General features: G+C 72.4%; 25 protein-coding genes and 3 pseudogenes. 17 read left to right on the top strand and 11 right to left on the bottom strand.

Annotated features, from left to right (window positions below):
• The first annotated feature begins 414 nt into the window (after window positions 1–414).
• Window positions 415–1,110, top strand: a complete 696-nt coding sequence (locus ACZ4SV_RS15670) for a putative immunity protein (RefSeq protein ID WP_468004721.1) — start codon at window positions 415–417, stop codon at window positions 1,108–1,110.
• A gap of 266 nt (window positions 1,111–1,376) precedes the next feature.
• Here ACZ4SV_RS15670 and ACZ4SV_RS15675 read toward each other — a convergent pair whose 3' ends face one another.
• Window positions 1,377–3,215, bottom strand: coding sequence for a cholesterol oxidase substrate-binding domain-containing protein (locus ACZ4SV_RS15675; RefSeq protein ID WP_468004723.1), 1,839 nt, complete (start codon window positions 3,213–3,215; stop codon window positions 1,377–1,379).
• A gap of 806 nt (window positions 3,216–4,021) precedes the next feature.
• On the opposite strand from ACZ4SV_RS15675, the gene ACZ4SV_RS15680 reads away from it, so the two are divergent.
• Window positions 4,022–4,435 (top strand): aggregation-promoting factor C-terminal-like domain-containing protein, encoded by a 414-nt coding sequence (locus ACZ4SV_RS15680; RefSeq protein ID WP_397949232.1) that lies wholly within the window; start codon window positions 4,022–4,024, stop codon window positions 4,433–4,435.
• 327 nt (window positions 4,436–4,762) lie between these two features.
• Here ACZ4SV_RS15680 and ACZ4SV_RS15685 read toward each other — a convergent pair whose 3' ends face one another.
• Together ACZ4SV_RS15685 and ACZ4SV_RS15690 are read right to left on the bottom strand one after the other, a co-directional pair.
• Window positions 4,763–5,302, bottom strand: coding sequence for a 2'-5' RNA ligase family protein (locus ACZ4SV_RS15685; RefSeq protein WP_468004725.1), 540 nt, complete (start codon window positions 5,300–5,302; stop codon window positions 4,763–4,765).
• Window positions 5,303–5,623: 321 nt separating this feature from the next.
• Window positions 5,624–6,211, bottom strand: coding sequence for a TetR/AcrR family transcriptional regulator (locus tag ACZ4SV_RS15690; RefSeq protein WP_468004727.1), 588 nt, complete (start codon window positions 6,209–6,211; stop codon window positions 5,624–5,626).
• Between the two features lie 80 nt (window positions 6,212–6,291).
• On the opposite strand from ACZ4SV_RS15690, the gene ACZ4SV_RS15695 reads away from it, so the two are divergent.
• Window positions 6,292–7,491 (top strand): FAD-dependent monooxygenase, encoded by a 1,200-nt coding sequence (locus ACZ4SV_RS15695; RefSeq protein ID WP_468004729.1) that lies wholly within the window; start codon window positions 6,292–6,294, stop codon window positions 7,489–7,491.
• Between the two features lie 145 nt (window positions 7,492–7,636).
• Window positions 7,637–8,101 (top strand): carboxymuconolactone decarboxylase family protein, encoded by a 465-nt coding sequence (locus ACZ4SV_RS15700; RefSeq protein ID WP_468004731.1) that lies wholly within the window; start codon window positions 7,637–7,639, stop codon window positions 8,099–8,101.
• A 314-nt stretch (window positions 8,102–8,415) separates the two neighbouring features.
• Here the strand turns inward: ACZ4SV_RS15700 and ACZ4SV_RS15705 are convergent, their stop codons facing one another.
• Together ACZ4SV_RS15705 and ACZ4SV_RS15710 are read right to left on the bottom strand one after the other, a co-directional pair.
• A complete protein-coding gene (locus ACZ4SV_RS15705) occupies window positions 8,416–8,823 on the bottom strand; it encodes a (2Fe-2S) ferredoxin domain-containing protein (RefSeq protein WP_468004733.1) in 408 nt (135 codons plus the stop codon).
• Complete coding sequence (locus ACZ4SV_RS15710) at window positions 8,820–10,811, bottom strand: heavy metal translocating P-type ATPase (protein WP_468004735.1); 1,992 nt, start codon at window positions 10,809–10,811, stop codon at window positions 8,820–8,822. Before ACZ4SV_RS15710 ends, ACZ4SV_RS15705 begins: the two co-directional genes overlap by 4 nt.
• 94 nt (window positions 10,812–10,905) lie before the next feature.
• Between ACZ4SV_RS15710 and ACZ4SV_RS15715 the strand changes: the two genes are divergently transcribed.
• The 4 genes and pseudogenes from ACZ4SV_RS15715 to ACZ4SV_RS15730 all read left to right on the top strand — a co-directional run bounded on the left by ACZ4SV_RS15715 (window position 10,906) and on the right by ACZ4SV_RS15730 (window position 13,104).
• Complete coding sequence (locus ACZ4SV_RS15715; protein WP_468004737.1) at window positions 10,906–11,295, top strand: ArsR/SmtB family transcription factor; 390 nt, start codon at window positions 10,906–10,908, stop codon at window positions 11,293–11,295.
• Between the two features lie 223 nt (window positions 11,296–11,518).
• The gene (locus ACZ4SV_RS15720) at window positions 11,519–11,740 is read left to right on the top strand and encodes a hypothetical protein (protein WP_468004738.1); all 222 of its coding nucleotides are present in this window, start codon (window positions 11,519–11,521) and stop codon (window positions 11,738–11,740) included.
• Window positions 11,741–12,074: 334 nt separating this feature from the next.
• Window positions 12,075–12,500: pseudogene (locus ACZ4SV_RS15725) on the top strand (AfsR/SARP family transcriptional regulator); the annotation flags it as partial.
• Between the two features lie 253 nt (window positions 12,501–12,753).
• Window positions 12,754–13,104 carry a hypothetical protein gene (locus ACZ4SV_RS15730; RefSeq protein WP_468004817.1) on the top strand — a complete coding sequence of 117 codons (351 nt, stop codon included), beginning with the start codon at window positions 12,754–12,756 and terminating at the stop codon, window positions 13,102–13,104.
• Between the two features lie 318 nt (window positions 13,105–13,422).
• On the opposite strand, the gene ACZ4SV_RS15735 is transcribed toward ACZ4SV_RS15730, so the two are convergent.
• Complete coding sequence (locus ACZ4SV_RS15735; RefSeq protein ID WP_468004740.1) at window positions 13,423–13,797, bottom strand: MerR family transcriptional regulator; 375 nt, start codon at window positions 13,795–13,797, stop codon at window positions 13,423–13,425.
• A 55-nt stretch (window positions 13,798–13,852) separates the two neighbouring features.
• Here ACZ4SV_RS15735 and ACZ4SV_RS15740 point away from each other — a divergent pair, with 55 nt between their 5' ends.
• Window positions 13,853–14,188, top strand: a complete 336-nt coding sequence (locus ACZ4SV_RS15740) for an EthD domain-containing protein (protein ID WP_468004742.1) — start codon at window positions 13,853–13,855, stop codon at window positions 14,186–14,188.
• Window positions 14,189–14,242: 54 nt separating this feature from the next.
• On the opposite strand, the gene ACZ4SV_RS15745 is transcribed toward ACZ4SV_RS15740, so the two are convergent.
• On the bottom strand, window positions 14,243–14,752 hold the full coding sequence (locus ACZ4SV_RS15745) for a nuclear transport factor 2 family protein (protein ID WP_468004744.1): 510 nt from the start codon (window positions 14,750–14,752) through the stop codon (window positions 14,243–14,245).
• 29 nt (window positions 14,753–14,781) lie between these two features.
• Window positions 14,782–15,576, bottom strand: a complete 795-nt coding sequence (locus ACZ4SV_RS15750) for an SDR family oxidoreductase (RefSeq protein ID WP_468004746.1) — start codon at window positions 15,574–15,576, stop codon at window positions 14,782–14,784.
• A gap of 79 nt (window positions 15,577–15,655) precedes the next feature.
• On the opposite strand from ACZ4SV_RS15750, the gene ACZ4SV_RS15755 reads away from it, so the two are divergent.
• Window positions 15,656–16,471, top strand: coding sequence for a MerR family transcriptional regulator (locus ACZ4SV_RS15755; protein ID WP_468004748.1), 816 nt, complete (start codon window positions 15,656–15,658; stop codon window positions 16,469–16,471).
• Window positions 16,472–16,689: 218 nt separating this feature from the next.
• On the opposite strand, the gene ACZ4SV_RS15760 is transcribed toward ACZ4SV_RS15755, so the two are convergent.
• On the bottom strand, window positions 16,690–17,613 hold the full coding sequence (locus tag ACZ4SV_RS15760) for a PhzF family phenazine biosynthesis isomerase (RefSeq protein ID WP_468004750.1): 924 nt from the start codon (window positions 17,611–17,613) through the stop codon (window positions 16,690–16,692).
• Between the two features lie 84 nt (window positions 17,614–17,697).
• On the opposite strand from ACZ4SV_RS15760, the gene ACZ4SV_RS15765 reads away from it, so the two are divergent.
• The 4 genes from ACZ4SV_RS15765 to ACZ4SV_RS15780 all read left to right on the top strand — a co-directional run bounded on the left by ACZ4SV_RS15765 (window position 17,698) and on the right by ACZ4SV_RS15780 (window position 20,439).
• A complete protein-coding gene (locus tag ACZ4SV_RS15765) occupies window positions 17,698–18,648 on the top strand; it encodes a LysR family transcriptional regulator (RefSeq protein WP_468004752.1) in 951 nt (316 codons plus the stop codon).
• 48 nt (window positions 18,649–18,696) lie between these two features.
• On the top strand, window positions 18,697–19,221 hold the full coding sequence (locus tag ACZ4SV_RS15770) for a 2'-5' RNA ligase family protein (protein WP_468004754.1): 525 nt from the start codon (window positions 18,697–18,699) through the stop codon (window positions 19,219–19,221).
• A 194-nt stretch (window positions 19,222–19,415) separates the two neighbouring features.
• Complete coding sequence (locus ACZ4SV_RS15775) at window positions 19,416–19,766, top strand: hypothetical protein (protein WP_468004756.1); 351 nt, start codon at window positions 19,416–19,418, stop codon at window positions 19,764–19,766.
• A gap of 466 nt (window positions 19,767–20,232) precedes the next feature.
• A complete protein-coding gene (locus ACZ4SV_RS15780) occupies window positions 20,233–20,439 on the top strand; it encodes a hypothetical protein (protein ID WP_468004758.1) in 207 nt (68 codons plus the stop codon).
• A 1,052-nt stretch (window positions 20,440–21,491) separates the two neighbouring features.
• Here ACZ4SV_RS15780 and ACZ4SV_RS15785 read toward each other — a convergent pair.
• Both ACZ4SV_RS15785 and ACZ4SV_RS15790 read right to left on the bottom strand, forming a co-directional pair.
• Window positions 21,492–22,580 carry an RICIN domain-containing protein gene (locus ACZ4SV_RS15785; protein WP_468004760.1) on the bottom strand — a complete coding sequence of 363 codons (1,089 nt, stop codon included), beginning with the start codon at window positions 22,578–22,580 and terminating at the stop codon, window positions 21,492–21,494.
• Between the two features lie 103 nt (window positions 22,581–22,683).
• Window positions 22,684–23,284, bottom strand: a pseudogene (locus ACZ4SV_RS15790) (ATPase); the annotation flags it as partial.
• A gap of 324 nt (window positions 23,285–23,608) precedes the next feature.
• On the opposite strand from ACZ4SV_RS15790, the pseudogene ACZ4SV_RS15795 reads away from it, so the two are divergent.
• The 3 genes and pseudogenes from ACZ4SV_RS15795 to ACZ4SV_RS15805 all read left to right on the top strand — a co-directional run bounded on the left by ACZ4SV_RS15795 (window position 23,609) and on the right by ACZ4SV_RS15805 (window position 24,771).
• A pseudogene (locus tag ACZ4SV_RS15795) lies at window positions 23,609–23,916 on the top strand (hypothetical protein).
• Complete coding sequence (locus ACZ4SV_RS15800; protein ID WP_468004762.1) at window positions 23,873–24,427, top strand: DUF6879 family protein; 555 nt, start codon at window positions 23,873–23,875, stop codon at window positions 24,425–24,427. The pseudogene ACZ4SV_RS15795 and the gene ACZ4SV_RS15800 overlap by 44 nt, the downstream one beginning before the upstream one ends.
• Before the next feature lie 62 nt (window positions 24,428–24,489).
• Window positions 24,490–24,771, top strand: a complete 282-nt coding sequence (locus ACZ4SV_RS15805) for a hypothetical protein (protein ID WP_468004764.1) — start codon at window positions 24,490–24,492, stop codon at window positions 24,769–24,771.
• Window positions 24,772–24,992: the final 221 nt, after the last annotated feature.

Consider the following 24,992-nt stretch of genomic DNA (forward strand, 5'->3'; position numbering starts at 1 on the left):
ACCCGGACGCCGACCGGATCGAGCGCCGGCTCCCGGCGCAGGCCGAGAGCCTGGCCCGCGCCCGGCGGGCAACCCCGTGCTGGGCAGGCCGCTGGGGGAGCGGCGGCAAACACCGCGCCCCGGTGAAGGACGGGCTGATCGTCGCGGCGTTCCGGCACCACGAGTCCACCCGTCATGGAAGTGGCCGGGATCGACCAGCGGCTCGTCGGCTGGCAGCCGACACGAGGAACGGCAGGGGCACCCGCCGGGGGAGCGGACCGCCTACGCGCTGGCCTGCCAGGCCACCGGTCAGACGCGCGTGCCCAAGAGGAAGGTGCTGGTACCGCTGTCCGAGCTGCGCGACGGCTGGCGGCGTTCGGCGATCAGGGTTTACGGCACCGACGTCATCGACCGGCGACGGAGCGGGCGCGGCCCGTGGTCGACGGCGTCCTGGCGGCCGTGGACACCGTCGCCGTGGCCTACGTGATGCGCGGCGCGTTCAGACGCCGCCACCTTCTGCATTCAGTGCGGGGGAACGGCCCAGCCGCCTTGCTGTCCAGCGCAATGGGCGAGGATAGGGGCATGGCGGGGGAAATAAGCGAGATAGCTCTGAGTAAACAAGATCTTCGTGAGGTCACCGCGTTCGCCGCAGCGTGTGCGGAAGTGGTGCTCGAAGTATTCGAGAGCGATCAGCCGGACGACTTGCGGCCTCGAGACGCTGTCATTGCCGCGTGGGAGTTCGCTCGAGGTGGTGAGCGTGGGAAGGTTCTGCGCGACAGGGCGTGGGCGGCACTCAAGGCAGCCAAGAGCGCGGACACCGCGGCTGCGCGCGAGGCGGCTCGGGCAGCGATGTCCGCGGCAGGCGCCGCCTACCTGCATCCGCTGGCCAAGGCCACCCAGGTCAAGCACATCCTCGGAGCCGGCGCTCACGCGGCCAGAGCGGCCGAACTCGTCGCCGACGACGATCCGAGCGTTGGTGTCGAGCACCTTGAGCGGGCGCTGCATCGTGCGACGCCGGTCGTCGTTGACGTGCTCAAACGCTTCCCGACGGCGCCGAGTGGCGGCGGACGGGTTGGTGAGTTGATCCGCATGCTGGATGCCGACCTTCGTTCACTCGCCGTCGCTGGGTGACGTCGGACGTTCAGACGGTGCGGTCCCGCGCCTCGGTCAGCGGTTGATTTCGAGGTGTGTCAGGACGAGCAGAGTGCGCAGGAGACGGGTCGCGCGGGCAGGCTCGGTGCGGAGTTGGGTGAGGAACCGTCCCGGCCGCCTGAAGGGGAGTCGGACCGGAGCCACGGCCCGCCGTGCCGGGGGATCGGGCGCGGTCTCACCGAGCGGAGCGTACCCGCGCCCGGTGAGGCCGGGCTCGTCCCACCCGGCCCGGCACGATCGCCGGATCAGCGCAGCAGGGTGTTGAGGAAGGGGCTGGACACCACGTGGTGTGGGTCGAGCCGCTCCAGGGCCGTGACGGCCTCGTCCCAGCCCGGGCCGCCCCCGGCGCGCAGACTGGCGGGGACGGTGCGGGCGAGGATGTCCGGGTCGGACCACGCGGTGGTGTCGGTGTAGGCCCAGCCCTTGGACCACTCCACCCGGACCGTCGCCCTGTCCCCGTCCAGCGCGAACAAGAACTGCTCGACCTCCCGGTAGAAGCGGTGCAGGGCGGGTGTGGTCGGCAGGGAGAGGATGTCGATCCACACGGCGGTGTCGGTGTCCGGCCGGTCGGGGCGCGGTCGCAGGGGGGACAGCAGGGGTGGTCGCGCGCCGGGTACGCCGCACACGGACGGGTCCTCCAGGCCGGTCACGCGGATCTCCACCTGGCCGTTGACCGGGTACTCGCCGCGCGCCGCGTACTCGGCGAGCAGCGTGCGGTAGAAGTCGGCGAACCGGCTGACCACCCACTGCAGATCGGCGCGGCGGACGAGGACGGCATAGCCGTTGGCCGTCTCGCGCAGCGTGGTGGGCCGTACGTACTCCAGCAGGTTGCGGGAGGCGCCCCACAGGTCCGACCGCAGACCGCCCGCCAGCAGATGAGTGAGGACATCACCGGTCAGCACGTCCCGCACGAGGTCGTCGGAGAGCAGGACGTCGGTGATGTCGCCGGTCAGCGCCACCTTGGCCAGCAGGTACTGCACCCGGCCGAAGAGCGGCGCGCTGGCCCAGGCCCCTGAGACCAGGGAGCCGGCCAGCCGGGCCACCGGCTCGGGGAGGGAGTCGGAGAACGGGTAGTTGTACGGCTCGTCGACCGCACGGGAGCCCAGGGGCTGTCGCGGAGTGACGCTCCAGACCTTCAGCCAGGGCTTGTCGGTGAAGGCGAACCAGATCGCCTCCGCCCGACCGGTCCGGTCGACGAAGTGGGCCAGGGTCCGCTTCCCGGCCGCGGTGCCGGGGGCGGCGAACAGTTCGGCGGCTGGGATGTCCAGGAGGGACTGGCAGCTAAGGTTCTGGTCGGCGCCCACGCGCAGGACGGCCTCGGTGACGAGTGCACGGCCGAGGTGGGTGAGGAGCGCGTCGCAGTCGGGTTCCGCCCGGCCGACGGTCCGCAGGACGTAGCGGCCGGTGTCCTGGTCCCAGACGACCGCGGTCAGTTGTGTGACCAGGTTGCTCAGCGAACCGTAACCGTGGCCGGGCGACGGGCTTTCGCCGACGGCGGGGACGGCCGTACCGTGCGCGCCGATGGCGAGCGCGCCGCCGACCGACAACTGTCCGGGTGCCGGCGCGGCGGTGACGCCGTAACCGGCGGCGCCGGCGAACGCGAGCAGGTCCTCCAGGGCGGCCCCGGTCTGGACCCGGACCTCGGCCGAGCCGTCGGCGGCCCGCCGCTCAAACGACATGGCGGTGAGGTGTGCGGTGGTGTCCAGCAGGACGACCTGGGTCGCGGCGGGTGTGCCGTCGGCCACCGTGAGCGGGGCCCAGCCGTGCCGTTTGCCTTGCGCGCGTACTGTCCAGCCCGCGCTGTGCGCCCAGTTGACGACGTCGAGCACGTCCTGGGGGTGGCGCGGGGTGCAGGTCCACAACTGGTCGGTGTGGATCTCGCCGGCCCAGTTCTCGTAGACACGTCGGTAGATGTCGGGTCCGGCCGGGAAACCCGGCGGCGTCGGGGGTGCGTCGGTGGCGTACGCGCCGTCCGGCCGGACCAGGCCGCGCAGCAGCCACACCGCGCCACCCGCGGCGGCCGACGACGCGAGCAGTCCGCGCCGCGACAGCCCACCGCCGCGAACCGAAGAATCGTCCGCCATCCCCCAGACCTCCCCTGTCCCGCCGAACTCGGCCGTGCCGAGCCGGTCGAGTGCACACGCTACCCGGCAATTGACCTTCGGTAACCGGGTGTTCGGCGGTTTCGCACCACGGAACCGCCGCCTCCTACGAGACGCAGGGCGTTCGCTCGCCTGGGGATCAGCGTTTGTTCCGCCGGTGCATCGCCAGCCCAGCCAGCCCAAGAGCCAGCACGAAGAGCAGCAGCTCCACCCCGCAGCAGCGCGGTCGAAGATCACGTCGCTGTCGGCGCCGGCGTCCCGGCGCGTGATCTTGTACAGCGACTTCGTCACCTAGAAGGCTGCCGCGACGGGGGAGGGCGGGGGCGTGGTGCACCTCGGTTTCCCGGTCCGTGTTCCGGGCGAAGCGGTCCGGCGGTGCTGCGGGTGGCCCGCCGGGCCACCCGGCGGGCCGCTTTCGAGACCGCGGTCACTTTCGACGGTCCCGCACGGTGATACCTCGCCCGCGCCCGGTGAGCGGGACGGTGAAGAGGCCCACATGACGCACGTCACCTACGACCCCGGGCCGTAGACCAATTTGCCCGATTCGCCCTCGCGTGCACCCTTGCTGACCTGCGGATTGAGACCCACGCCACACAATCAGCTTTTCCGGCGGATCCGGCCACCACTAGTAAAGGGGGTCATTGCGGACACCTGCCGGGGCTGCTTATCTGAATGACGTCGCCAGGCGCCACGAGCCCACAGCGGGCCGCGGCGCCGACGCATGCGGCCACAGCGTGTGGCCCGTCCCGTGCCGGCGATCCCCCGTCCCCGAGGCAAGAGGTTCTTTCGTGTCCGTCTCCTTCATCCGTCGCATCGCTTCCCCGAAGAAGGCCCTCACCACCGCCGCCGTGGCCGCCGCCACCGCCGGCCTGGCCCTGACCGCGGCGCCCGCCCAGGCCGCCACCACGTCGGCCTCCTCCGCCCAGTCGATCGCGCACCAGATGATCCCGGACTCGGCGCAGTTCAACGCGTTCAGCAAGATCGTCTCGCACGAGAGCGGCTGGAACCCGGCCGCCACCAACAGCTCCTCCGGCGCCTACGGCCTGGTCCAGGCACTGCCGGCCTCCAAGATGTCCACCGCCGGCGCCGACTGGAAGACCAACCCCGCCACCCAGATCAAGTGGGGCCTGGACTACATGAACTCCCGCTACGGCAGCCCGGCCCAGGCCTGGAACTTCTGGCAGGCCAACGGCTGGTACTGAGCCGACAGCAACCCTGGGGGACCAGGCGCACCACTGCTGCCCCTGCAGCAACCCACCCGCCGCACGCCGCTCGTCGTGATCGCGTGATCGTGTGGGGGTGGAGGTGCGGAGGTGTCCTGCGGGGGAGGGGGCACCTGCCACGGCCAGGCCGAGTGCGCCCAGCGCGACGACGAGCGCACGCGGCAAAGAAACGCCGGGGGGCGTGCGGAGTGGGGTACCAGGTGAGGCCAGGGCGCAGGGCGCAGGGCGAGGGCGAGGGCGAGGGCCAGGGTCGCGGGACGGGAGCCGTCGCGCGGTCAGTCGGTGTCGGCCGCGCGGGGGCCGGATTCATTCAAGGAGTGCGAACGACGCCCGCTCCTGCCACTGCGCGCCGTCATGCACCATGAGGTCAACTGACGAGACCCGGGTCGTGACGGGAAGCCTGCTGAGCAAGTCAGCCTCGATCTCGTCTAGCACTGCATCGTCCTGTCCGTCAGCGACGGTCAGGTGGGGCACGATCTCGGTGAACTGGCCTCCGTATGGAGGCGCTTCGGGCCACCGGTCAGCGATCGCCTTGGTGAGCCGCCGCAACTGCGCGTCTGGCTCGGGAGCGAGATACACGACCCCCGGAAACCGCCCACAGCTCTCAAACCGCAGGTCAAAGGCATGATGACTGCCGAGCACGACACTGAGAGCCGAGCGGACCCCCGCATCTATCCGGTTCTCGTCGAGGAACGGGAAAAGCACCGTCACGTGTGCCGGTACTCCTGCTCGGGCTGACGGATCGAGTCGTTCACGCCATGCGCGGACGGCCGGCTCCGCGTCCGGGATCTTGATGATGAGTCCCGTCTGGCCTGCCTGAAACCTGCTGGTGCGGTCGTCTTCCATGACACCGCATAGTGCCACTGCAGAGACCGGCGACAGCACTCATTTACGTCCATGGTCGTGAACAGTCCGCAGCACGGAACGAGTCGGCGCCTCCGGAACACGACTGCCGTCAATCCCATGACCATCAAGGCGGCCGACGACCACCGAACGCCTCCGCAACTCAGCAGCACCCGCTGTCGGTTGCCGTGAACTAAGCCGGCCGGCGGAGACGGGCTGTCCGTGGTCGGCGAGGTCGTGGCCGCGGTGTTGACCGCGCCGGGCGTACGCGCGCTGGACCTTCGATAGGACGTGCGCCGGATTCTGGCCGACTGCTGATGTGGATCAGGCTGAGGATGGTGCCCTGCATGCGTGGATCAGGCTGAGGACGGTCCGACGCAGTTGCTCGGGGGTAAGCCGGTGTGGGGCTGCCGCGGTCAGTTGGTTGAAGAGGACGCCGTCCAGGAAGGCCACGAACGCGTTCGCGTGTGCCGCAGGGTCGGGTACGCCCGCGACGGCGAGCAAGTTCTCGGCCACGGCCCGGTGGCGGCTGCCCGCGCTGTGCAGGGCGGCCTGAAGCTCCGGGCGGCGGGGCGCTTCCAGGGCCAGCTCGTAGCGAGCGAGCATGCGTTCGCGTCCAGCGGTGGTCCAGTGCTCGATGAGCCCCGCGGTGGCCTCCGCGATCTGGACGGTGCTCGCGGGCCCGGTGAGGGCGGGGCGCTCGTCGATCTCGGTGATGTCCAGTTCGGCCAGACGCTCGACGGCGGCCTGCAGCAGCTCTTGGCGCGTACGGAAGTAGTACGAGCACGAGCCCGCCGGGACATCGGCGCTCTGGTCGACCGCGCGGTGGGTGAGTCCGCGCATGCCGGAACGGGCCAGGGTGCTGATGGCCGCGTCGGCCAGCCGTTGCCGGCGGAGCGTGGTTCGGGCCACTGGTTTCCCCCTCTTCTCGCAATCTGCCTCTACAAGTGTAGAGTCTCTGGCTGTCCACTACAGATGTAGAGGGGGGTTTCATGGGAGAGGCAGCACACCCCGGTGGTACCGGAGAGCGCTCCGCGATCGTGGTCGGCGCCGGGATCGGTGGTCTGGCCGCCGGCGTCGCGCTGACCCGGATCGGCTGGCGGGTGAAGGTGCTGGAGCGCACCGCCGCCTTCGGTGAGGTAGGAGCGGGGCTGTCACTGTGGCCCAACGCGGTGCGCGCGCTGGACGCGCTGGGCGTGGGGGAGCAGGTACGTGCGCAGGCCCTGGCCGAGACACAGGCGGGTGTCCGGGACATGTCCGGCCGTTGGCTGGCGCGGACCGACACCCAGGAGCTGGCCAGGCGCTTCGGCCCCGTGGTGATGATTCACCGTGCCCGGCTCTTCGACATCCTGCGTGCGGCCCTTCCGGCGGACACCCTGTGCGGGGACACCAGGGTCACCAAGGTCACTTCGCGCGGCCAACGGGTCGAGGCCGAGCATGACAAGGGCGTCTCGCGGACCGACCTGCTGGTAGCCGCCGACGGGATCCGCTCCACCGTGCGGCACTCGCTCTGGCCACAGGCCCCGGCGCCGCGCTACGCCGGCTACACCACATGGCGTCTCGTCGTCGACACAGGCCGGCGGCTGTCGGCAGGAGGCGAGAGCTGGGGACGCGGTGAGCGCGTGGGGATGGCACCGCTCGCGGATGGCCGCACCTACCTGTTCTGCGTCGCCAACGCCCCCGAGGGACAGCGCAGTCCCGGTGGCGAGCTGGCCGAGCTACGTCGGCGCTTCGGACACTGGCACGATCCGATCCCCCTGTTGCTCGCGGCCGCCGACGAGGACGCGGTGATGCGCCACGACGTCTATGAGCTGCCGCCGCTGGCCGGCTTCGTCACCGGGCGTGCCGCGCTCCTCGGCGACGCCGCGCACGCCATGACGCCCAACCTGGGTCAGGGGGCCAACCAGGCGCTGGAGGACGCAGTCACGCTGGCCGTGCTCCTGGACTCGTCCCCGGACGTGGCCACCGCGCTGGCCGCCTACGACCGCCACCGACGCCCCCGCACCCAGATGATCGCCCGCCGCTCCCGCCGGATCGGCACCGTCGCGCAATGGCACTCGGCGCCCGCCACCGCCTTGCGCGACCTGATGCTCCGCCTGACTCCCGGCTCCGCCACACTCAACGCGCTCACCCCGGTCCTCGATTGGCAGCCGCCTGCCCGCGACCGCCTCATCGCGGCTCGCGCCGGCTGACACCCGCGAGAGGCGACGCCCCACAAAGCGGCCAGCAGCGCAAAGCCCTCTGCCGCCCCCGGGGGGAATGCTCGATGCCTCCGGACCCGTCCGGGAGGGCGTGAGGCAGGGCAACCGTCACCAAGGATTCCCGTGACCACCTGTCATGCATGAGGAGAAGCCGATGGAAGCAAGGATGCCCGACGTGTACCGCCTCGCAGGCGGCGGCTACCAGGCGTTGGCCGCGCTGGAACAGTTCCTGCAAGGCAGCGGCGTTCCCCACCACATCCTGGAACTCGTCAGACTGCGTGCCGCTCAGATCAACGGGTGCTCCACCTGCGTGGACCTGCATGCCCACCGGGCCCATGAGGCGGGCGAGAGCGATGAGCGACTGTGGACCGTGGCAGCGTGGCGCGAGACCTCCTACTTCACCGATCAGGAACGCGCGGCCCTGGCACTTACCGAAGCGGTCACCCGCATCGCCGACAACCCCGACGGCGTACCCGACGACATCTGGAACCAGGCCGCCCAGCACTTCGACGCGCCGACTCTGGCGGCCTTGGTGATGGCCATCGCCTCGGCCAACGCATGGAACCGCATCAACGTCACCACCCGCCGCATCGCCGGCTAGATATCGCTGTACGTGTGACACCTAAATCCTTCGACGCCATCGGAAGTAGCTGAAGGCCCTGATGGCCGCATGCGAGGTCATCGGAGCGAGCGGCGTCGTGGGCCGCGTTTCCCCTTGATTGTGCATAAGCGGTCAGTGACCGGTTCGGGAGGCGGTGTGCTCGGTGTCCGGGGCCGTGCCGACGGCGGGCAGGCCGCGGTCTGCCGCGAGAACGGGCACAGCGCGGCTGCCTCTCGGGTTCGCGGACGCACGCCAGGTGGCCGAGCGGCGTCTGTACGCGGTGGTGGCGAGTGCGGGGCCCCGGCCGGGGCTGGTCAGTCTTCCAGTTCGTGGCGGACGCGGCGGGACGGGCTGAACGTGTAGAGGTCGAGGATGTCGGGTGCCTCGGCAAGGCCGGGGCCGCCGTTCTTGACCCAGGTGGCGATGTCGGCGGCGGCGCCGGGGTCGTTGACCTGCCCGAGCCAGACCGGGCGACCGCCGGCCTTGCGGCCTTCGGCGGAGGGCTGGATGACGATGACGTTGGCCCGCTCGCATGCGTCCAGGCAGTCGGTGCGCCGGACCATCGCGACTTCTGCCAACCGGACGCGCAGGTCGGTGAGCTGGGCTTCGTGGTCCAGGCGCGGCACCTTGGCCGGGGTGCCGCAGCAGCAGCCGCGGCAGACGGTGACGGTGGGCCGGGCCGCCCCGGAAGCGGGGGCGGCCTTCTTGGCGCGGCGGCTCACCGTACCTCCTTGGCGGCGCGGTTCCAGGCGGCGTCGCGCAGCAGCCGCAGCCCGTTGAGACCGACGATGACGGTCGAGCCCTCGTGCCCGAGGACACCGAGGGGCAGGGGCAGGTGGCCGACCAGGTCCCAGATGACCAGGCCGGAGATGAACACTGCGGCGATGACCAGGTTCTGCGCCACCAGACGGCGGGCCGCCCGGGAGAGGGCGATGACCTTGGGGACGGTGACGAGCTCGTCGCGGACGATGACGGCGTCGGCGGTCTCCAGGGCGAGGTCGGAGCCGGCGCGACCCATGGCGATGCCGGTGTGTGCGGCGGCCAGAGCGGGGGCGTCGTTGACTCCGTCACCCAGGACCAGCACCTTGCGCCCTCGCGCCTCCAGACGCCGTACGGCTTCGACCTTGTCCTGGGGCAGCAATCCGGCCTGGACCTCGTCGCCGGGGATGCCGACCTCGGCGGCCAGGCGTGTGGCGGCGCGCGAGTTGTCGCCCGTCACCAGCATCGGGACGCTGCCGGTCAGCGTGGCCAGGGCGGCGACGGTCGCGGCGGCGTCGGGACGCAGCCGGTCGGCGATGCCCAGTACCCCGACGGGGACGCTGTCGCGCAGGACCAGGACGGCCGTACGGCCACCGTCCTCCAGGCCGGCCGCGACCTCGGCGGCACGGGCCGCGACGAGGTCGTCATGGCCGTCGAGGAGGCGGGCGGGTGCGCCGACCGCGACCGTGTGGCCGTCGACGGTGGCGGTTACCCCGATGCCGGGGCTGGAGGTGAAGTCCCGCATGCCGGCGATGGCCAGGCCGCGGGTGCGGGCGGCGTCGACGACGGCGCGGGCCAAGGGGTGTTCACTGGGGTGTTCGGCTGCGGCCGCCAGCGCCAGCAGGCTGTCCCCGGTCAGGCCGGAGCCGTCCAGAGGACGGATGTCGGTGACGCGAGGGGTGCCCTCGGTCAACGTGCCCGTCTTGTCGAGTGCGACCGCGTCGACCTGCCCGAGACGCTCCATCACCACGGCGGACTTCACCAGGACCCCGTGACGTCCGGCGTTGGCGATCGCCGAGAGCAGCGGCGGCATCGTCGCCAGGACCACCGCGCACGGCGAGGCCACGATCATGAAGGTCATCGCCCGCAGCAGCGAGCCGGTCATGTCCGCGCCGAAGACGAGGGGGAGCAGGAAGACCGCCAGGGTCGCGACGACCATGCCCAGGCTGTAGCGCTGCTCGACCTTCTCGATGAACAGCTGGGTAGGCGCCTTCGTCTCGGAAGCCTCCTCGACCATGGCCACGATCCGGGCGATCACCGAGTCCGAGGCGTCCCGCTCGACCTTGACCCGCAGCGCGCCGGCGCCGTTGAGGGTGCCGGCGAAGACCTCGTCCCCGGTCTCTTTCGCCACCGGCAGGGGTTCGCCGGTGATGGTGGCCTGGTCCACCTCGCTGGCCCCGGCGAGGACGCGCCCGTCCGCGCCGACCCGCTCGCCAGGCCGTACCAGGACGGTGTCCCCGACCACCAAGTCCTCAGTCGGGACCGTCACCTCGCTCCCGTCGTCGGCCAGGCGGGTGGCCGTCGTGGGGGCGAGGTCGAGCAGACCGCGCACCGCGTCCTGGGTACGCGCGGTCGCCAGGGCCTCCAACGCGCCGGAGGTCGCGAAGATGACGATCAGCAGCGCGCCGTCCATTACCTGCCCGATCGCGGCCGCACCGATGGCGGCCACGATCATCAGCAGGTCCACGTCCAGGGTCTTCTCCCGCAGCGCCGACAGCCCCGCCCACGCCGGCTCCCACCCACCGGTGACGTAGGCGGCGGCGTACAGCGGGCCCCACGCCCAGGCGGGTGCGCCGGCCAGCTGGAGCGGCAGCGCGATCAGGAACAGCACCAGCGCTGCGGCGGCCCAGCGAGCCTCGGCCAGGGCGAACACGCGGGTACGGCGCCTCGGCGCCGTACCCGCGGCGGCCGGAGCTGCCCGTTCAGGCCGCTGGAGCAGGGCAGAAGACATGACACGACAACCCTTCGGGGCGGAAGGCGGCAACACATCCACCGTACAGGAACATATGAACAGATCTTCATATGTGCCGGGTAGGATGGGCGTCATGGGCCACGGAGCTGACGACACGAACCACGCCACCCCTCGCGAGCGCCTGGACGCGGCGGGGGCCACGGATGTCGCCGCCACCCTCCAGGCCCTGGCCACCCCCTCGCGGCTGTACATCCTGGCCCGCCTCCAGGAAGGCCCTTGCGCGGTCGGCGACCTCGCCGAAGCCGTGGGCATGGAAGCCTCCGCCTGCTCCCACCAGCTCCGCCTGCTGCGCAACCTCGGACTCGTCACCGGAGAACGCCGGGGCCGCTCCATCGTCTACGCCCTCTACGACAACCACGTCGCCGAGCTCTTGGAACAGGCCCTCTTCCACGTCGAGCACCTGAGGCTCGGCCTGCGCGACGCCCCCGCGACCGAAGCGACACCGGCCGAGTCCCGGCGGTAGACGGTGAGCGGGCGGTAAGGACGAGGAGCGCGGCGGCACAGACGATGCCGACGGTGATGCGGGCACTCCGGCCGGACACAGAAGCCGACCGGGCCCGCGTCGCCGGCCGCGTGGCACTGGGGCCGGCCGGGCGGGGGACAGTTTCGCTGGGAACACAGGAAAGCCGATGCCCTCTTACACGATGCCCACCTCCCGGCGCCCCGTTTCCGGAGACACTCTGGGTATGAACACACGCCGCCCGCTGGGCACCGGCCCCGCCGGGTCCGGCCCGGTCCGCGACCCAGACTTCCTCCCCGCTTCGGAGCTGCGCGCGCGGCTCCTGCCCGCCGAACGGCTCGCCACCGCCACCGAGCGCCTGGAACACGACGCCGGCCCTGGCACGGAAGCTGCTCACGGTGCCGGTATCCGACGTCGTCCACTGGGCACCGGGCAGGCCGGGACCTGAAACGCTCGGCCCGCTCCCAGAGGTGCGTCATCCGGTTTCGGGGGATGCCGCGGATACGGGCGCCGGAGAGGCGTGGTGCGGCGGGCCGCTGCCCGGCGGCCGTCGGGGGCCGGTGACGTGTCCGTCCCGCGTGGCGGCCGCGGTCGGCGTGTGGTCGACCGGACCGGCCGGTCTTTGGCCGTGATTCGCCCGGCGCTCGTTCCGGACGCTGAGGAGCTGCTGCCCGCCGCCCGCCCGGACGCCCGTCGGCCCCTGGGCCACCGCCTGTCCTGGTCCGTCATGCGGGGCCCGTGCGGCCCGTACCGGCCTGACCCGCGCAGCGCGTCGGCCCCCCATGCGGCACCACCGCCCCCGTAGCGGCCCCCGTCCGGCCGCCGTGCCCGCGCTCCGCCCGCCCGGCTCGTCCCCGAGCCGGCCGCCGCCGTACAACTCGCCGTCCGCGCGTGCGCACCGCCGGTCCCACAAGGAGCGCCGGGTGTCCACGAGCAGTGCGGCCGGCACACAGCGCTGCCGCACCGTAGACGTTTCCTGGTTCGACGACCAGCGCCAGGCCCTGCTGCGCGAGCGGCTGGCGGCCGAACTCGCCCACGTCGACCTGCGCCTGCGCGCCGGGCACCACGGCGACCCGCTGTCCGAGCTGACCGTGAAGGCCCGCGAACACCCGCTGGACGAGCGGCTGGCCGGTCAGCTCATGCTCGCCCTGTACCGGTCCGGCCGCGCCTCCGATGCCCTCGCCCACTACCAGGGCCGGCGGCGCCGGCTGGCCGAGGAACTGGGCGCCGACCCGGGCCCGCACCTGCTCGGCCTGCACCGGCAAATCTTCGCCAACGACCCCGCGCTCTCCCCGCCCGAGGAGGCCCCGCAGGCCCCGACCGCCTCGCCCGCCGGAGCCCCGCCTGCCGTGCCCCGGCAACTACTCGCGCCGCCCGCGCACTTCGTGGGCCGGGAAGCCGAACTCGCCGTGCTGGACCAGACCCTCGCGGGCCGGGCCGCGCGCCACCCTGCCGCTGACGGTGGTCTGCGGTATCGGCGGGGTCGGCAAGACCTCCCTCGCACTGCACTGGGCGCACCGCCGGCAACACCACTATCCCGACGGGCAGCTCTTCGTCGACCTGCACGGCTTCACCCCGTCCGGGGAGCCGGCCGACCCCCGGGTGGTGCTCCGCGGGTTCCTCGACGCGCTTGGTGTCGACCCCGGGCGGATTCCGGCGGCCTTCGACGCCCAGGCCGCGCTGTATCGCAGTCTGCTGGCCAGCCGACGGGTGCTCGTCGTCCTGGACAACGCCCTGGACTCCGCGCAGGTCCTGCCGCTGCTGCCGGGCAGCCCCGCCTGCGGGTGCTGGTCACCAGCCGGGACCGGATGATGGCGGACCGGGCGGGGCCGCCTGGTCCGGAACACGTCACCGATCCTGGCCGACTGTCCTGGGGCGAACCTTGCGAGGAACCTTGAACCGGCAGGTCAGAGGGCTCGAATGGAGTGAGAGGGGCACCGCCGTCTTGCGCTGGGCCGTGGTCCGGGCGCCGGTGACGACCCCGTCCCCGCCAGCCAGTGCCGTTCAGGCCGGGTCGGCGCGGTCTTCGAGCGTGATGGTGACCGGTTCGCTGCGGGCGGCGAGGCCGAGCAGGCTTTCCTCGCGGGCACCTTCCTCTGGTCCACCCGCTAATCCGAACGACCCCCTGATTCAGACCTCGGCGTCCGCCGATCGTGCGAGGTAGGCGTGGTTGGCCTCGATGAGGTGGTCCAGGGCGTCCCTGGCGGCGGCGAGGCCGTCGATGGCCGAGGACAGCCTGGCCCGCTCACGACCCATGATCTCCAGCGCCTGCCGCGCCCTGTCCTCGCTCGGCTCGGTCATGCAGGGCACCATCTCGGCGATGGTGCCGCTGGACATGCCCGCCGCCAGGAACGCCTGCACGAGGAGCACCCGCTGGACGTGCTCGTCGTCGTAGTGGCGCTGTCCGCTGGGCGAGCGGGAGCTGACGAGCAGGCCCTGCTCCTCGTAGTAGCGCAGCGACCGGCGGCTGGCTCCGGTACGGGCGGACAGTTCACCGATGCGCATACCGGACCCCTCACCACTTGCCCTTGACATTGATGTGAGCTTTTAGCCTAACCACATGCTGAAGCTCATCTTCATGATCAACCGCGTTGAGGGAATGTCGTACGAGCGTTTCGTCGAGCACCACCGGGACCGGCACGCCCCGCTGTTCACCTCCATCCCGGAGGCGGGGCGCTACGTGCGCAGGTACACCGTGTCCCACCCGGTACCCGCCGAGAACTACCCGCCCCGCGCCTACGACGGCCTGACGGAGATCTGGTTCGAGGACTGGGCGGACCACAACGCCTTCTTCGCCTCCGAGAACTACCGGACGCTGGTCAACCCCGACGAGGCACGCTTCATCGACATGGACTCGGTGGCCGTGATGGTCACCGAGGAGAAAGAGGTCATCTGACGGGCCGACTCGACAGCCGGATGGCGACCGACCTCTTGCGACCTCGTGCACGACTCACGGGCCCGGCCACCGGGTCACGTGCTGAGGCGGGCGACGCCGCTGGGGGAGAGAGGCCGGGCCGGGCGCGGTACCAGCGGACAGGGTGTCACCGGCGCCCGGCACTGTCCCGGGCGCCGGCGGCACCGACTTCCCCACCAGCTCGGGTCGCACGAGCGTGACAGCGGTGATGGTGAGCTCGGTGATACGTCCGTCATCGTCGAGCGTGAAGGCGTGGGCGAGGTCGACGGTGCCGCCGGGGAAGTCGCCATCGAGGCGTTGGGTCACCGTCCAGCGCAGGTCGTCGTGCGGGACGGCGGTGAGGGGGGTGGTCGTGTAGGTGTACTCGGCCGAGGTCCTGTCGAGCCAGGCCCGGACCGCGTCGCGGCCGCGGTGGGTGCGGCCGTCGTCGACGACCACCGGGGCGGGGCCGAAGCAGCCGGCCGCCGTGGGCGCGTCGTGGCGGGTGTGGGCGTCGAGGTACGTCCGGATGCGGACGGGCAGGCCGGGGAGGCCGTTCGGGATCATGCGGGTGCTCTCCTGGGTGCGGGGTGGGGTCAGAGGGTGGGGACCGTGCCGCCGTCGATGGTGTGCTCGGCGCCCGTGATGGCGGCGGCGCGGTCGGAGACGAGGAAGGCGACCAGCTCGGCCACCTCCTCGGGGCGTGCCGGACGGCCGAGGGGGATCCCGCCGAGCGAGGCCAGCACCTGGTCCCAGGCCGCGGCCCGGTCGATGCCCTGTGCGTCGGCGATGCGGGCGACGAGGGCCGTGGTGCCCTCCGTCGCGATCGCGCCCGGGGAGACGACGTTGACCCGTACTCCGTGCGGGGCCAGTTCCCGGGCGAGGCCCTTGCTGTACGTGGTCAGCGCGGCCTTGGCGGCGGCGTAGCCGAGTGTGGCGTCGGGCAGGGGCAGCCGGCGCTGGATGGAGGAGATGTGGACGACGGCGCCCCGGCCCGCGTCCCGCATCGCCGGGAGCAGGGCGCGATCGAGGCGTACGGCGGCCAGCAGGTTGAGGGCGAGCTCGTCCTGCCAGTGGGCGTCGGTGAGGGCGGCGAACCCGCCGGCCGGCGCATGCGAGCCGCCGAGCGTGTGCACGACGACGTCCGGGGTGCCGAGCCGGTCGCGCACCGCCGAGACCACGGTGTCGACGCCGTCCGGGGCGGTCAGGTCGGCCGTGACGAAGAGCGGGTCGGCCGCCGCGGTCGCGGGCGCCGTGCGGGCCGTCGGGAGCACGGTGGCGCCGGCCGCGCGCAGGCGGGCCGTGATCGCGGCGCCGGTGCCCCGTCCGGCGCCGGTGACGACGGCGAGACGCCCCGCGAGGTCGGGGGAGAAGGAAGGGATGCTGGTCATGTGCCGGAGCGTGCCGCCTCCCGCGGCACCCGGGTCAAGCGCTGCACTCTCCCCCGGGGGGAGGGTGCACAGTGGGGGCGTGCTGACGATCGGCGAATTCTCCCGGCTGACCCACCTGAGCATCCGTACGCTGCGCCGCTACCACGAGGCCGGGCTGCTGGAACCCGCGCACGTGGACCCGTCGAGCGGCTACCGGTACTACGACCCCGGCCAGATCCCCGGCGCACAGGTCATCTCCCGGCTGCGGGAACTCGACGTACCGCTCGCCGACGTCCGGCGGATCCTGCTCACCCCGGACCCGACCGTGCGCGCGCACCTGGTGGGCGAGCACCTCCAGCGGCTCCAGGACCAGCTGTCGCGGACCCAGGCGGCCGTCGCGTCGCTGCGACGGCTGCTGCGCCCCGAACCGGCCGGTGTCGCCGTCGAGCTGCGCCACGCGCCCGCGCGGCGCGTGGCCGCGGTACGGGGCACGGTCACCCACGAGGAGGTGCTGTCCTGGTACGCGGGCGCGATGGCCGAGCTGGACGCCGTCGTCGACGCGCCCACGGGCCCCGCGGGCGGCCTCTACGACAACGCGCTGTTCAGCGAGGGCCGCGGGGACGTACTCGTGTACGTCCCGGTCGCCGAGCCCGTGCCGGACCTGGGGCGCGTCCGGGGCACCGAACTGCCGCCCGCCGAGCTGGCGGTCACCGTGCACCCGGGGTCCCACGACACCATCGACGTCACCTACGGCGAGCTGGGCAGGTGGGTCGCCGACCACGCCCTCGCCGTGGCCGGGCCGGTGCGCGAGACCTACCTCGTGGGCCCGCGCGACACCCCGGCCGCCGAGGAGTGGCGCACCGAGATCGGCTGGCCGGTGTTCCGGGTCGCCGATGCCGGCCCCCGCCCGGTCTGAGTCCGGGACGACGGCGTCCTGCGGCACCGGCCCGCTGACACCGAGACCGGACACGCTCACGGACTGCCCGCCAGCGCACTTCGACCGGGCCTGCACACTCGACGTGGGCCGGTCCGGGCCGCGCAACTGCGGCCGGCAGCCATCGAGGAGCCCGCGAGCGCGGCCAGCCGCTCGCGGGAGGCCGCGGCCGACCCGCACGACGCGCCGCCGGCGGGCCGTCAGCGGGGGAGAAGCACGGCCGTGCCGGTGACCCGGACCCGGGGGTCCTCGGGCGTCACACCGACGAGGAGGTCGCTCGGGCGGCCCATGTCCTCGCCCTGCCGCACCGCGATGTCCGCAGGTTCGGTGATCAGCCCCAGGGCGCGGAGGTAGCCGCCGAACGCGGCCGCCGCCGCGCCCGTCGCCGGGTCCTCCACGACACCGCCGACGGGGAACGGGTTGCGGGCGTGGAAACGGCGCGGCGACTCGCGCCACACCAGGTCGACGGTGGTCCAGCCGTACCGGCGCATGACTTCGGCGAGCGCGTCGAAGTCGTAGTCGAGCGCGGCCAGCCGCTCGCGGGAGGCCGCGGCCAGCACCAGGTGGTCGTTGCCGCCGAAGGCGACGTGCGGCGGCAGCGCGGGGTCGAGGTCCGACGCGCTCCAGCCGAGGGCCGCGAGGGTGGCCTCCAACTCGTCGGCGAGCGCCTGGCGGGACCGGGTCGGCACGCTGGTGAGCGTCGCCCGCACCGCCCCCGCGCCGTCGGCGGCGGTCGTCACCGCGATGGCGCCCGCCGGGGTGTCCAGGGTGAGGTCGCCGGGGCCCAGCCGATCGGCGAGGGCGACGGCCAGGGCCACCGTCGCGTGCCCGCAGAAGGCCACCTCCGCCAGCGGGCTGAAGTAGCGCACCGTGAAACGCCGGGCGTCCGGATCGGCGGCGGTGACGAAGGCGGTCTCCGAGTAGCCCACCTCGGCGGCGACGGCGAGCATGGCCGCCGCGTCCAGCCCGGAGGCGTCCAGCACGACCCCGGCGGGGTTGCCGCCCTCCGGTGTGCGGGTGAACGCGGAGTAGCGCAGGATCTCGGAAGGCGCGCCGGGGCCGCCGTGGGCCGGAGCGGTGGTCGTCGTATCGGTGGCGGCGGCGGCGGTCGTGTCGTCGGTCATGGGGAAACCCTGACATCCCTGCCCCCATCGCGTCCAACGATGGATGGTGATGCACCCCATCGGGATTCCGCATAAGCTGCGCGGGTGGACACGCGACTTCTGACGACCTTCACCACCCTCGCCCGCACCGGCAGCTTCACCGCCGCCGCGGCCGCACTCCACCTCGCGCAGTCCACAGTCACCGTGCACATCCGCACTCTCGAACGCGACCTCGGCGTGCCGCTGTTCGACCGGCTGCCCACCGGCGCCCTGCTCACCGACGCCGGCCGACGGCTCCTCGCGGAGGCCGAGGAGGTGCTCGACGCCGTGGCCCGGCTGCGCTCCGCGGCCGGCGAGGACGGGCCCGTCGCGGGGCGGGTGGTGGTCGGCACGCCCGAATCGCTGTGTGCCACCCGGCTGCCGGCCGTGATCGCCGCCCTGCGCACCGAACACCCCGACGTGGACGTCGACCTGCGCGCGGCCGGCACCGAGGAGTGCCTGCAAGGGCTGCGTTCCGGCCACCTCGACCTGGCGCTGCTGATGACCGCGGACACCGAGGACACCGAGTCCCGCGAGATCGCCACCGAACCGGTCGCCCGCGAGGCCCTCGCCCTCGTCGCCGCCCCCGGCCACCCGTTGGCCGGGCGTGACCGCCGGGCGGCCTGGGGCGATCTGGCGGCCGAGCGCTTCTTCCTCCTCGAGGAGGGCTGCGCGTACAGCGACGCCTTCGAACAGCGGCTGCGCGCCGCGCCCGGCGCGGGCCCGCGAGTCACCCGGTTCGGCAGCGTGGACGCGGCCCGCTCCTGCGCCGCGGCGGGCCTGGGCCTGACCCTGCTGCCGGCGACGACCGTCGCCGAGCACCTGCGCGACGGACGGCTGCGCCGGATCGCCCTCGACGGCCCGCCTCTCGCCGACGTACCCGTACGACTGGCCCGGCACCGACGGCGCTGGGCGGCGCCCGCCGCGTGCGAGGTCGCCCGCGCGCTCGTCCGGCACCTCGCACAGGCCGGGGACGGGAAGGGCGGGCCCCAAGCGGCCGACGAGCCTCCGGTCTGACGGCCGGCGGATGGCGGAACTGCGGGCGATCGCCGGTAGCCTGCGGCGGTGCACCCGGTCGAGCTCCTGTGGGACGAGGCGGCGGATCTGGCGGTCAGGAATGCCTGGCGACGGCTGGCGGACGCGGGGCTGCCCAGTCAGGCACGCCACCGCTCACCGACCAACAGTCCCCACCTCACGCTGGCCGCCTGCCCGGAACTCACCGCTGCGACCCGCTGGGAACTCGCCGAAGTGGCCGCCACCCTGCCGCTGCCGGCGCGGTGCACCGGTGTGGTCCGTTTCGAGCGGCCCATCTCGGTACTGGCCTGGGCGCTGGACCTCGACTCCGCGCTGGCCGGGTTGCACCGCCGGGGTGTGGGACGCGGTGGCCTCCGGCAGTCCGCCCGAGACCCTCAACCCCTTGCACCGACCGGGGCGCTGGAGCCCGCACATCACCCTCGGCCGGACGGCGCTTTCGCCGACCGGCGGATTTCCGAGCTGCTGCCGGCGCCGCCGCTGTCGCTTTGGCTCACCACCCTGCGCAGCTACGACACCCGGACCGGCGCCCTGGAAAAGCTGGAGCCCCGCCCCTGAGCGCACCCGTCGTCGCAGTCGACGGACGCTGGTCTGTCGCTGTCCGCCGACCGCGTCCTGACCGCCGAGGATCTCGGCGCCCGCACTTCCGTACGGTGTCGACGGTCACGTATTTCCCCAGAGCGTCATCACTCCCGCGGACACCAGACTCGTGCGGGGGGAACCTGGACGATCGGCTGCTCGTCCTCTGGGGCATGCCCCGCGTTCTCATTCTCGGAATTGACCCGCGTGCAGTGCCCGGGATGGACGGAGACGCCGTCCGAGCGGCCCTCGACCAGGAGCTGGCCCGCTTCGGCCAGCACGCCATCGATGCGTCTATGACGCTGATCGAGCTGGATGAGTCTGCCGAGTCGACGATCGTTGCAGCACTGTCCGAGCACGGCTGGGACGTTGTCGTCATCGGGGGCGGGATCCGCAAGCCGGAACCGCTTCTGCCGCTCTTCGAGCAGGTCGTGAATCTGGTGCGGCGGTATGCGCCGAAGGCGGCGATCGCGTTCAATACGAGCGGCGGCGACAGCGTCGAAGCCGCTCAGCGGTGGCTGTGAACCAGAGTGTGTCGATGGAAATGACCGCTGACGGTTCCGGGCCACAGCCGTAATCGTGCTGCCAACGCCCGATGCGGATGGCTTCGCCCCGGCTCCCGGGCCGCCGCCGCTGCGCCCGTACCGGGCCACGCCCTGGGCACCCACTCGTCTCCCCGCGGCGGCCGACCGGGGACTGCACGCACGGTGTACCGGCGAGGTCCAGTGCGGCCGACGATGACGCAAAGCAGGTCTTTCACCCGCTGACGGGCGCCCTCTATCTTCCGCCAAGAAGCGAATATGACGACAGGTGGAGGCAGCTGTGTTCAGACGCTCAGTGAGTGGCGCCGCCTTGGCGGGTGCCTGTATCGCCTCATTCCTCTTCGCCGCCCCGCCGGCCCAAGCCGCTCCCTCTGGCGCCGCCGCGTGCACGTCGGCGAACTGGAGACCCCTGGACGGATCGGTGACATACCCCAAGAGCTCAGCCCCTGTGCTGCATCAAGCGGGCCCGTATGGCGACTGCACACCCGGCTACACCCTCAGCGGCCAGACCAAGCTCGTCTACGACTGCACCACAACGAACCTGTACGGACACAGGTGGACACACGTCACCGCGTACTACGGCAGCCAGGTCCTCAAGGGCTGGATCTACAACAACTCCCTCCCGTTCGAAAGCCAATGGGAGTGCCCGCGTTAGACCAGCCTGCGGCTCAGCCCCAGTCCCGCCCGGCTCCTGGGCCGCCGCTGCTGATGCCGCGCCCGCACCACGCCGCACTGCTGGACACCCGGCCGTCCTCCTCACCGCGACGGTCGGCCTCCTCTTGCTCTTCTCTGACCTGGGCAGTCGGATGACTGAGCCCACATTTACCGCACCTCGTCTCCTCAGCGCGCCCCACTGCGGCGGGTGGCGGTGCGCGTCCAGCCGAAGGCACCGTAGCGCAACGTCCGCAGTGCGCTCGATGCTCGGCTGCATGCAGCGCCACGACGGTGGGGACGGCAACGACTCCGGCCTCACCCGACTAGCCGGTCCGCCCCGATCGGACCCGCGAGGCCCTACAGGTCCGACCGAGGACAAGCTGCTAGGTCGGCTCACCCGTCCCGGCCCAGCAGGGAACCCGCCTCGGCGGCAAGGGCGTCCACCAGCCGGCGCAGCGCGAGCAGCGCCGGCCGGGCAGCGCTGGCGGATCAGGCAGCACCAGGGGCGGAGCGGTGCGCCGGACAGGCCGCCGAAGCCGCCTGTCACTTCGCGGACGCCGCTGGTCCGGGCGGGTGGAGCACGGCGGCCGCCGAGGATGCGATCGACACCCTCACCGAGGCCCTGAGCGCCGTCGGAGCTGAGTTGGCGGAGGCCCTCGCCACGGTGGCGCCCGCGACCACCTCCGCCCGCCGGCGCCTCGGTATCTCCGTCGCCGACCAGTCCTCCGCCGCGGCGACGGCGTCCGCCGCGCCAAGGCCCCGCAAGCGCCGCGGACTCGGCCCCGGCTACCAGGGCATCCGGAAAACCGCTGACCGGGTGGCAGGAGCTCGTGGACGGAGGGCGTGGGCGACGGCCTCGGTACTGGCAGGGGTTGATGCCAAGCCGGTAGTCACGGGATCGGGGGCAGGTCGTGGGCGGGCCTACCGCGTCTCGGCGTTCGGACGGGACTGGGCCTGGAGCCCCTCGCGAAGGTCGGGCTCCTCGGGGTGAGCGGGTCCTCGGGCCGGCGGCCCGAGGACCCGCTCACCCGGCGGGCGTAGGGCGGGGGACGGTCAGGAAGCGCTGCCGCAGCCGGAGAAGGTGTCGCTGGTCCGGGCCAGGTAGATGCTGGCACCGCCCTGGCCGTCGCTGAGCAGCGGGACGGTCAGGGTGTCGTCGGCGGTCCAGGGGTAGCCGTTCACGTCGAAGGTCCAGGTGCCGGTGACCTTCGTCGCCAGCTCCGACAGGGCGACCCAGCCGTACTGCGCCGGCGGCACGCTGATGGTGAGGCTGTTGCCCAGTTCGTCGGTCAGGCTCTGGGTGACCTTGCCGCTGATCTGCGTACTGATCTTCGCGGTGACCGGGGACGCGCCGCCGGTGCCGAGGTCGGAGCCGAGGGTGAAGCCCAGTTCCGACCCCCAGCCGGTGGTGCGCTTCATGGAGAACGTCCACGGCACCGCCGCCGTCGTGCCGTTGTACCAGACGGGCGAGACGCACTGCTGCGGCAGCGGCGCGGCCGGGGCCTGGACCCGGGTGCGCCAGGAGCAGCTGGAGGTGTCCTTGACGCAGCGGGCCGCCGCGTGGTCGACGGCCGCCGCGACGGCGGCCTGCTGGGCGCTCGCGGGCAGTCGCCACTGCTGGGCCTGGCTGCCGTTGCAGCCGTAGGTGTCGGTCCAGGCGTCGTTGTACTGCCCGTTGTACCAGACGTCCAGACACTTGTCGTCCTGGGCGTTGCGGACCATGAAGGCGCCTGAGCCGCCGGCGACGGGCTGGAAGTACCAGCGCTCGCCGCTACGGCCGTCGCAGGGCTGCTGGGTCAGCGGCAGCCCGGCGGTGGCGCACTTGCCGGTGGCGTCGTTGACGAGGGTGAAGGAGCCGCCCGGGCCGAGGTTGGCGTTCCACTTCTGGTGGTAGCCGGGGGCGCTGTTGGTGACCAGGAAGACGCCGTCGCCGGTGTTGCCGTTCTGCACGTCCAGACCGCGGCCGTTGCTCACCGAGGTCAGCGTCAGGCCCGTCAGCTGGGCCGGGTCGGGGGCGGCGGTGGCGGCGCTCGCGGGGGCCGCCGTCCCGGCGGTGACCCCCACGAGCACCGCGAGCGTGCCGAGTCCGACGGCGGCCGCGCGCCGGGCCCGGAGCCATCGGGATATGGACTGGTGTTCCATGGGCTGTCCTTTCGCCGGTTGCAAGACCCGGGGAAACTAGCCGCGCGGGTTCCGGCAGGGCGGGCAATCCCGGCAATCGCCCGGAGAAACCCGCTTTTTCCCGTCAACAGCCCTTTCCGGACACCTCCCCGTGTGCCCGCGCCCGCGTCAGCGCCTCAGGGTGGGCGGAAAGCCGGTCCAAACCCAGCAGGGCCGCGCCGAGCACCGGGCGCGCGGTGACGACCCGGACCCGGGCCTTGGACGCGTGGGCCCCAGCAGGGCCCGGATGCCGAGGTTCAGCCGCGGGAGTCCGGCGGTGAGCAAGCTGCCGCCGAGCAGCACCGGGGCCGGTTCGTCCAGCAGGTACAGGCGGGTCAGCGCGACCATGGCCATGACCGTCACCTCCTCGACGAGCCGGTCCACGATCGCGCGGGCCACCGGCTCCCCGTCGGCCGCCGTGGCGAGCAGTACCGGCGCCGGCTCGCCCCGGCGCTCGTGCGCGATGTGCTCCAGGTGCGGCACCTGGAGCAGGGCGTACATGGAGGACAGCCGAAGTGGGCGGGCAGCGTGCACGAGCGTCGTGGCCTCGCGCCGCCCGTCCGCCGCGTGCCACAGCGCCTCCTCGGCGAGGCCCCAGCCGCCGCCCCAGTCACCGGCGATCCGGCCGATGGCCGGGAACCGCGCGGTACGGCGTCGGACCACATCCCCACGCAGTTGGTGCCCGCAGGTGCCAAGGCCTGGTGACCTGACGCGCGAGCAGACGGCGTCATGACCGGGGCAACCGGCTGTTCCCCCGCCGTCTTTCACCCCCCTGCCGGTCCGGGGCAGGCCGGGAGGGTTGACGCAGGACTTGGCCACGGCTTCGCCGGACAGGTTCCAGCGTTTCAGGACCTCCGCGGAGGTGCCGTTCCCGATGACCTCGTCGATCGCCTTCGCCAGCGGCTCGAACTGACCTGCGAGGGCTGACCTGCTCCGCGACCAGTGGGTCAGCCCCACCGACGTCCCCTTGACCGGCCCTCCTGGCTGCGGGACGGTCGGTGCGCGCAACTATGCGCAACGACGTCGCAGGGGAGAGAAGTACGACGTTACGGTTCGCCGGGATCGACCCGAACACCGGAGGCGAGGGATCGCCCACGGCGTGGGTGGAAGAGGAGAGCGCGGACCTGGTCCTCCAGGGCGAGGAAGCCGACGAACTCCTGAAGGACTTGGTCGGCTCCACCGAGTGGGTGGCCGGCCACAGGTCCGGGATTCCCCCGAACGAGCGGTGATCCGGATTCCGGCCTGCATGGTGTCGATTCCGAGGGAGGCGTGCGATGCCGCTGAACACGCAGCCGCCGAACACCTCGACATTCGCTGAGCTGCTCGCCGACACCCACCACACGGCGTCCCACCTGGAGACGCGCGACGTGTACGCCGTCGGAGACGAAACCGACGACTACGCCGCCTTCCTCCAGACCGGCGTCCCGCATCTCGACCCGCGCCGCTCGTTCTGGCCCCAGTGGAGGCCGCTCGTGAAGGACGCGGTGGCTCGCGGTGTGGTGGTGCGCCGGGCGCGGATCGTCTCCGAGCCGGTCACCGACTACATCCGCTACGAGCACGCCATCACCCCGCTCAGCCTCCGGGCCGGAAAGGACGTGCGCCGGCTGCCCCGCCGCCACGCCTCCGACATCGCGCTGCCCGGCAACGACTTCTGGCTCCTGGACGACACGCTCGTGCAGGTCCACCACTTCACCGGCACCGGCGACTGGGCACCGGAGGGCAAGGAACGCACCACCGATCCGGCCGCCGTCGCGCTGTGTGCCGCCGCGTTGGAGACGGTGTGGGAACGCGGCATCCCGCACGAGAAGTACACCGTCCAGGCCTCTTGAGCAGCCTTGTGCCGGGAGCGGACCGTCTGCCTCCGGCCCGCGGTCGGACGCTTGGCCTGCCGGTGGACGGTCACCACATCGCGCTGCGTCTCGAGACGGGCGGGCCCGGCGAGCACTACGAGGTGCTCGAACCGGTCATGTCGCAAGCCCTCGTCCTGTTGCGAGTCTGGTCGGCAGGCGGCACCGAGGCGGGCGCCCCGGCGGGAACCACGGCCGTCCGCTGGAACGCCGCCCTCGCCGACGAGGCGCTGTTCCTGCTCGCCACCTGGCAGACCGGGCCGGACCCTGAGGAACGCCGGCGGCTGGACGACGAGGTGCGCCGATCTCCCTGGCGTCCTGGGTAGCCTTCAGCCGTCGTTCGAACTTCTCGGCAAGGTGCTGGCAGGGGGCGGGCCGGGCCGGGTCGTGCCGTCGCGGTTTCCCAGAGTGGAAGCCGGTGCGGGTCACTCCGGCCTGGGCCGCCAGCGTCTTCAGGTCGGCCTCCCGCCCTGCGGGAGGTCGCCCCCGCAGGAGCCGGTCGATGGCCGCACGGGTGGCTTCCTCGTTGTGGGCGCGCGTGTCGTCG

This window comes from Streptomyces sp. NPDC027672, from assembly GCF_055566335.1.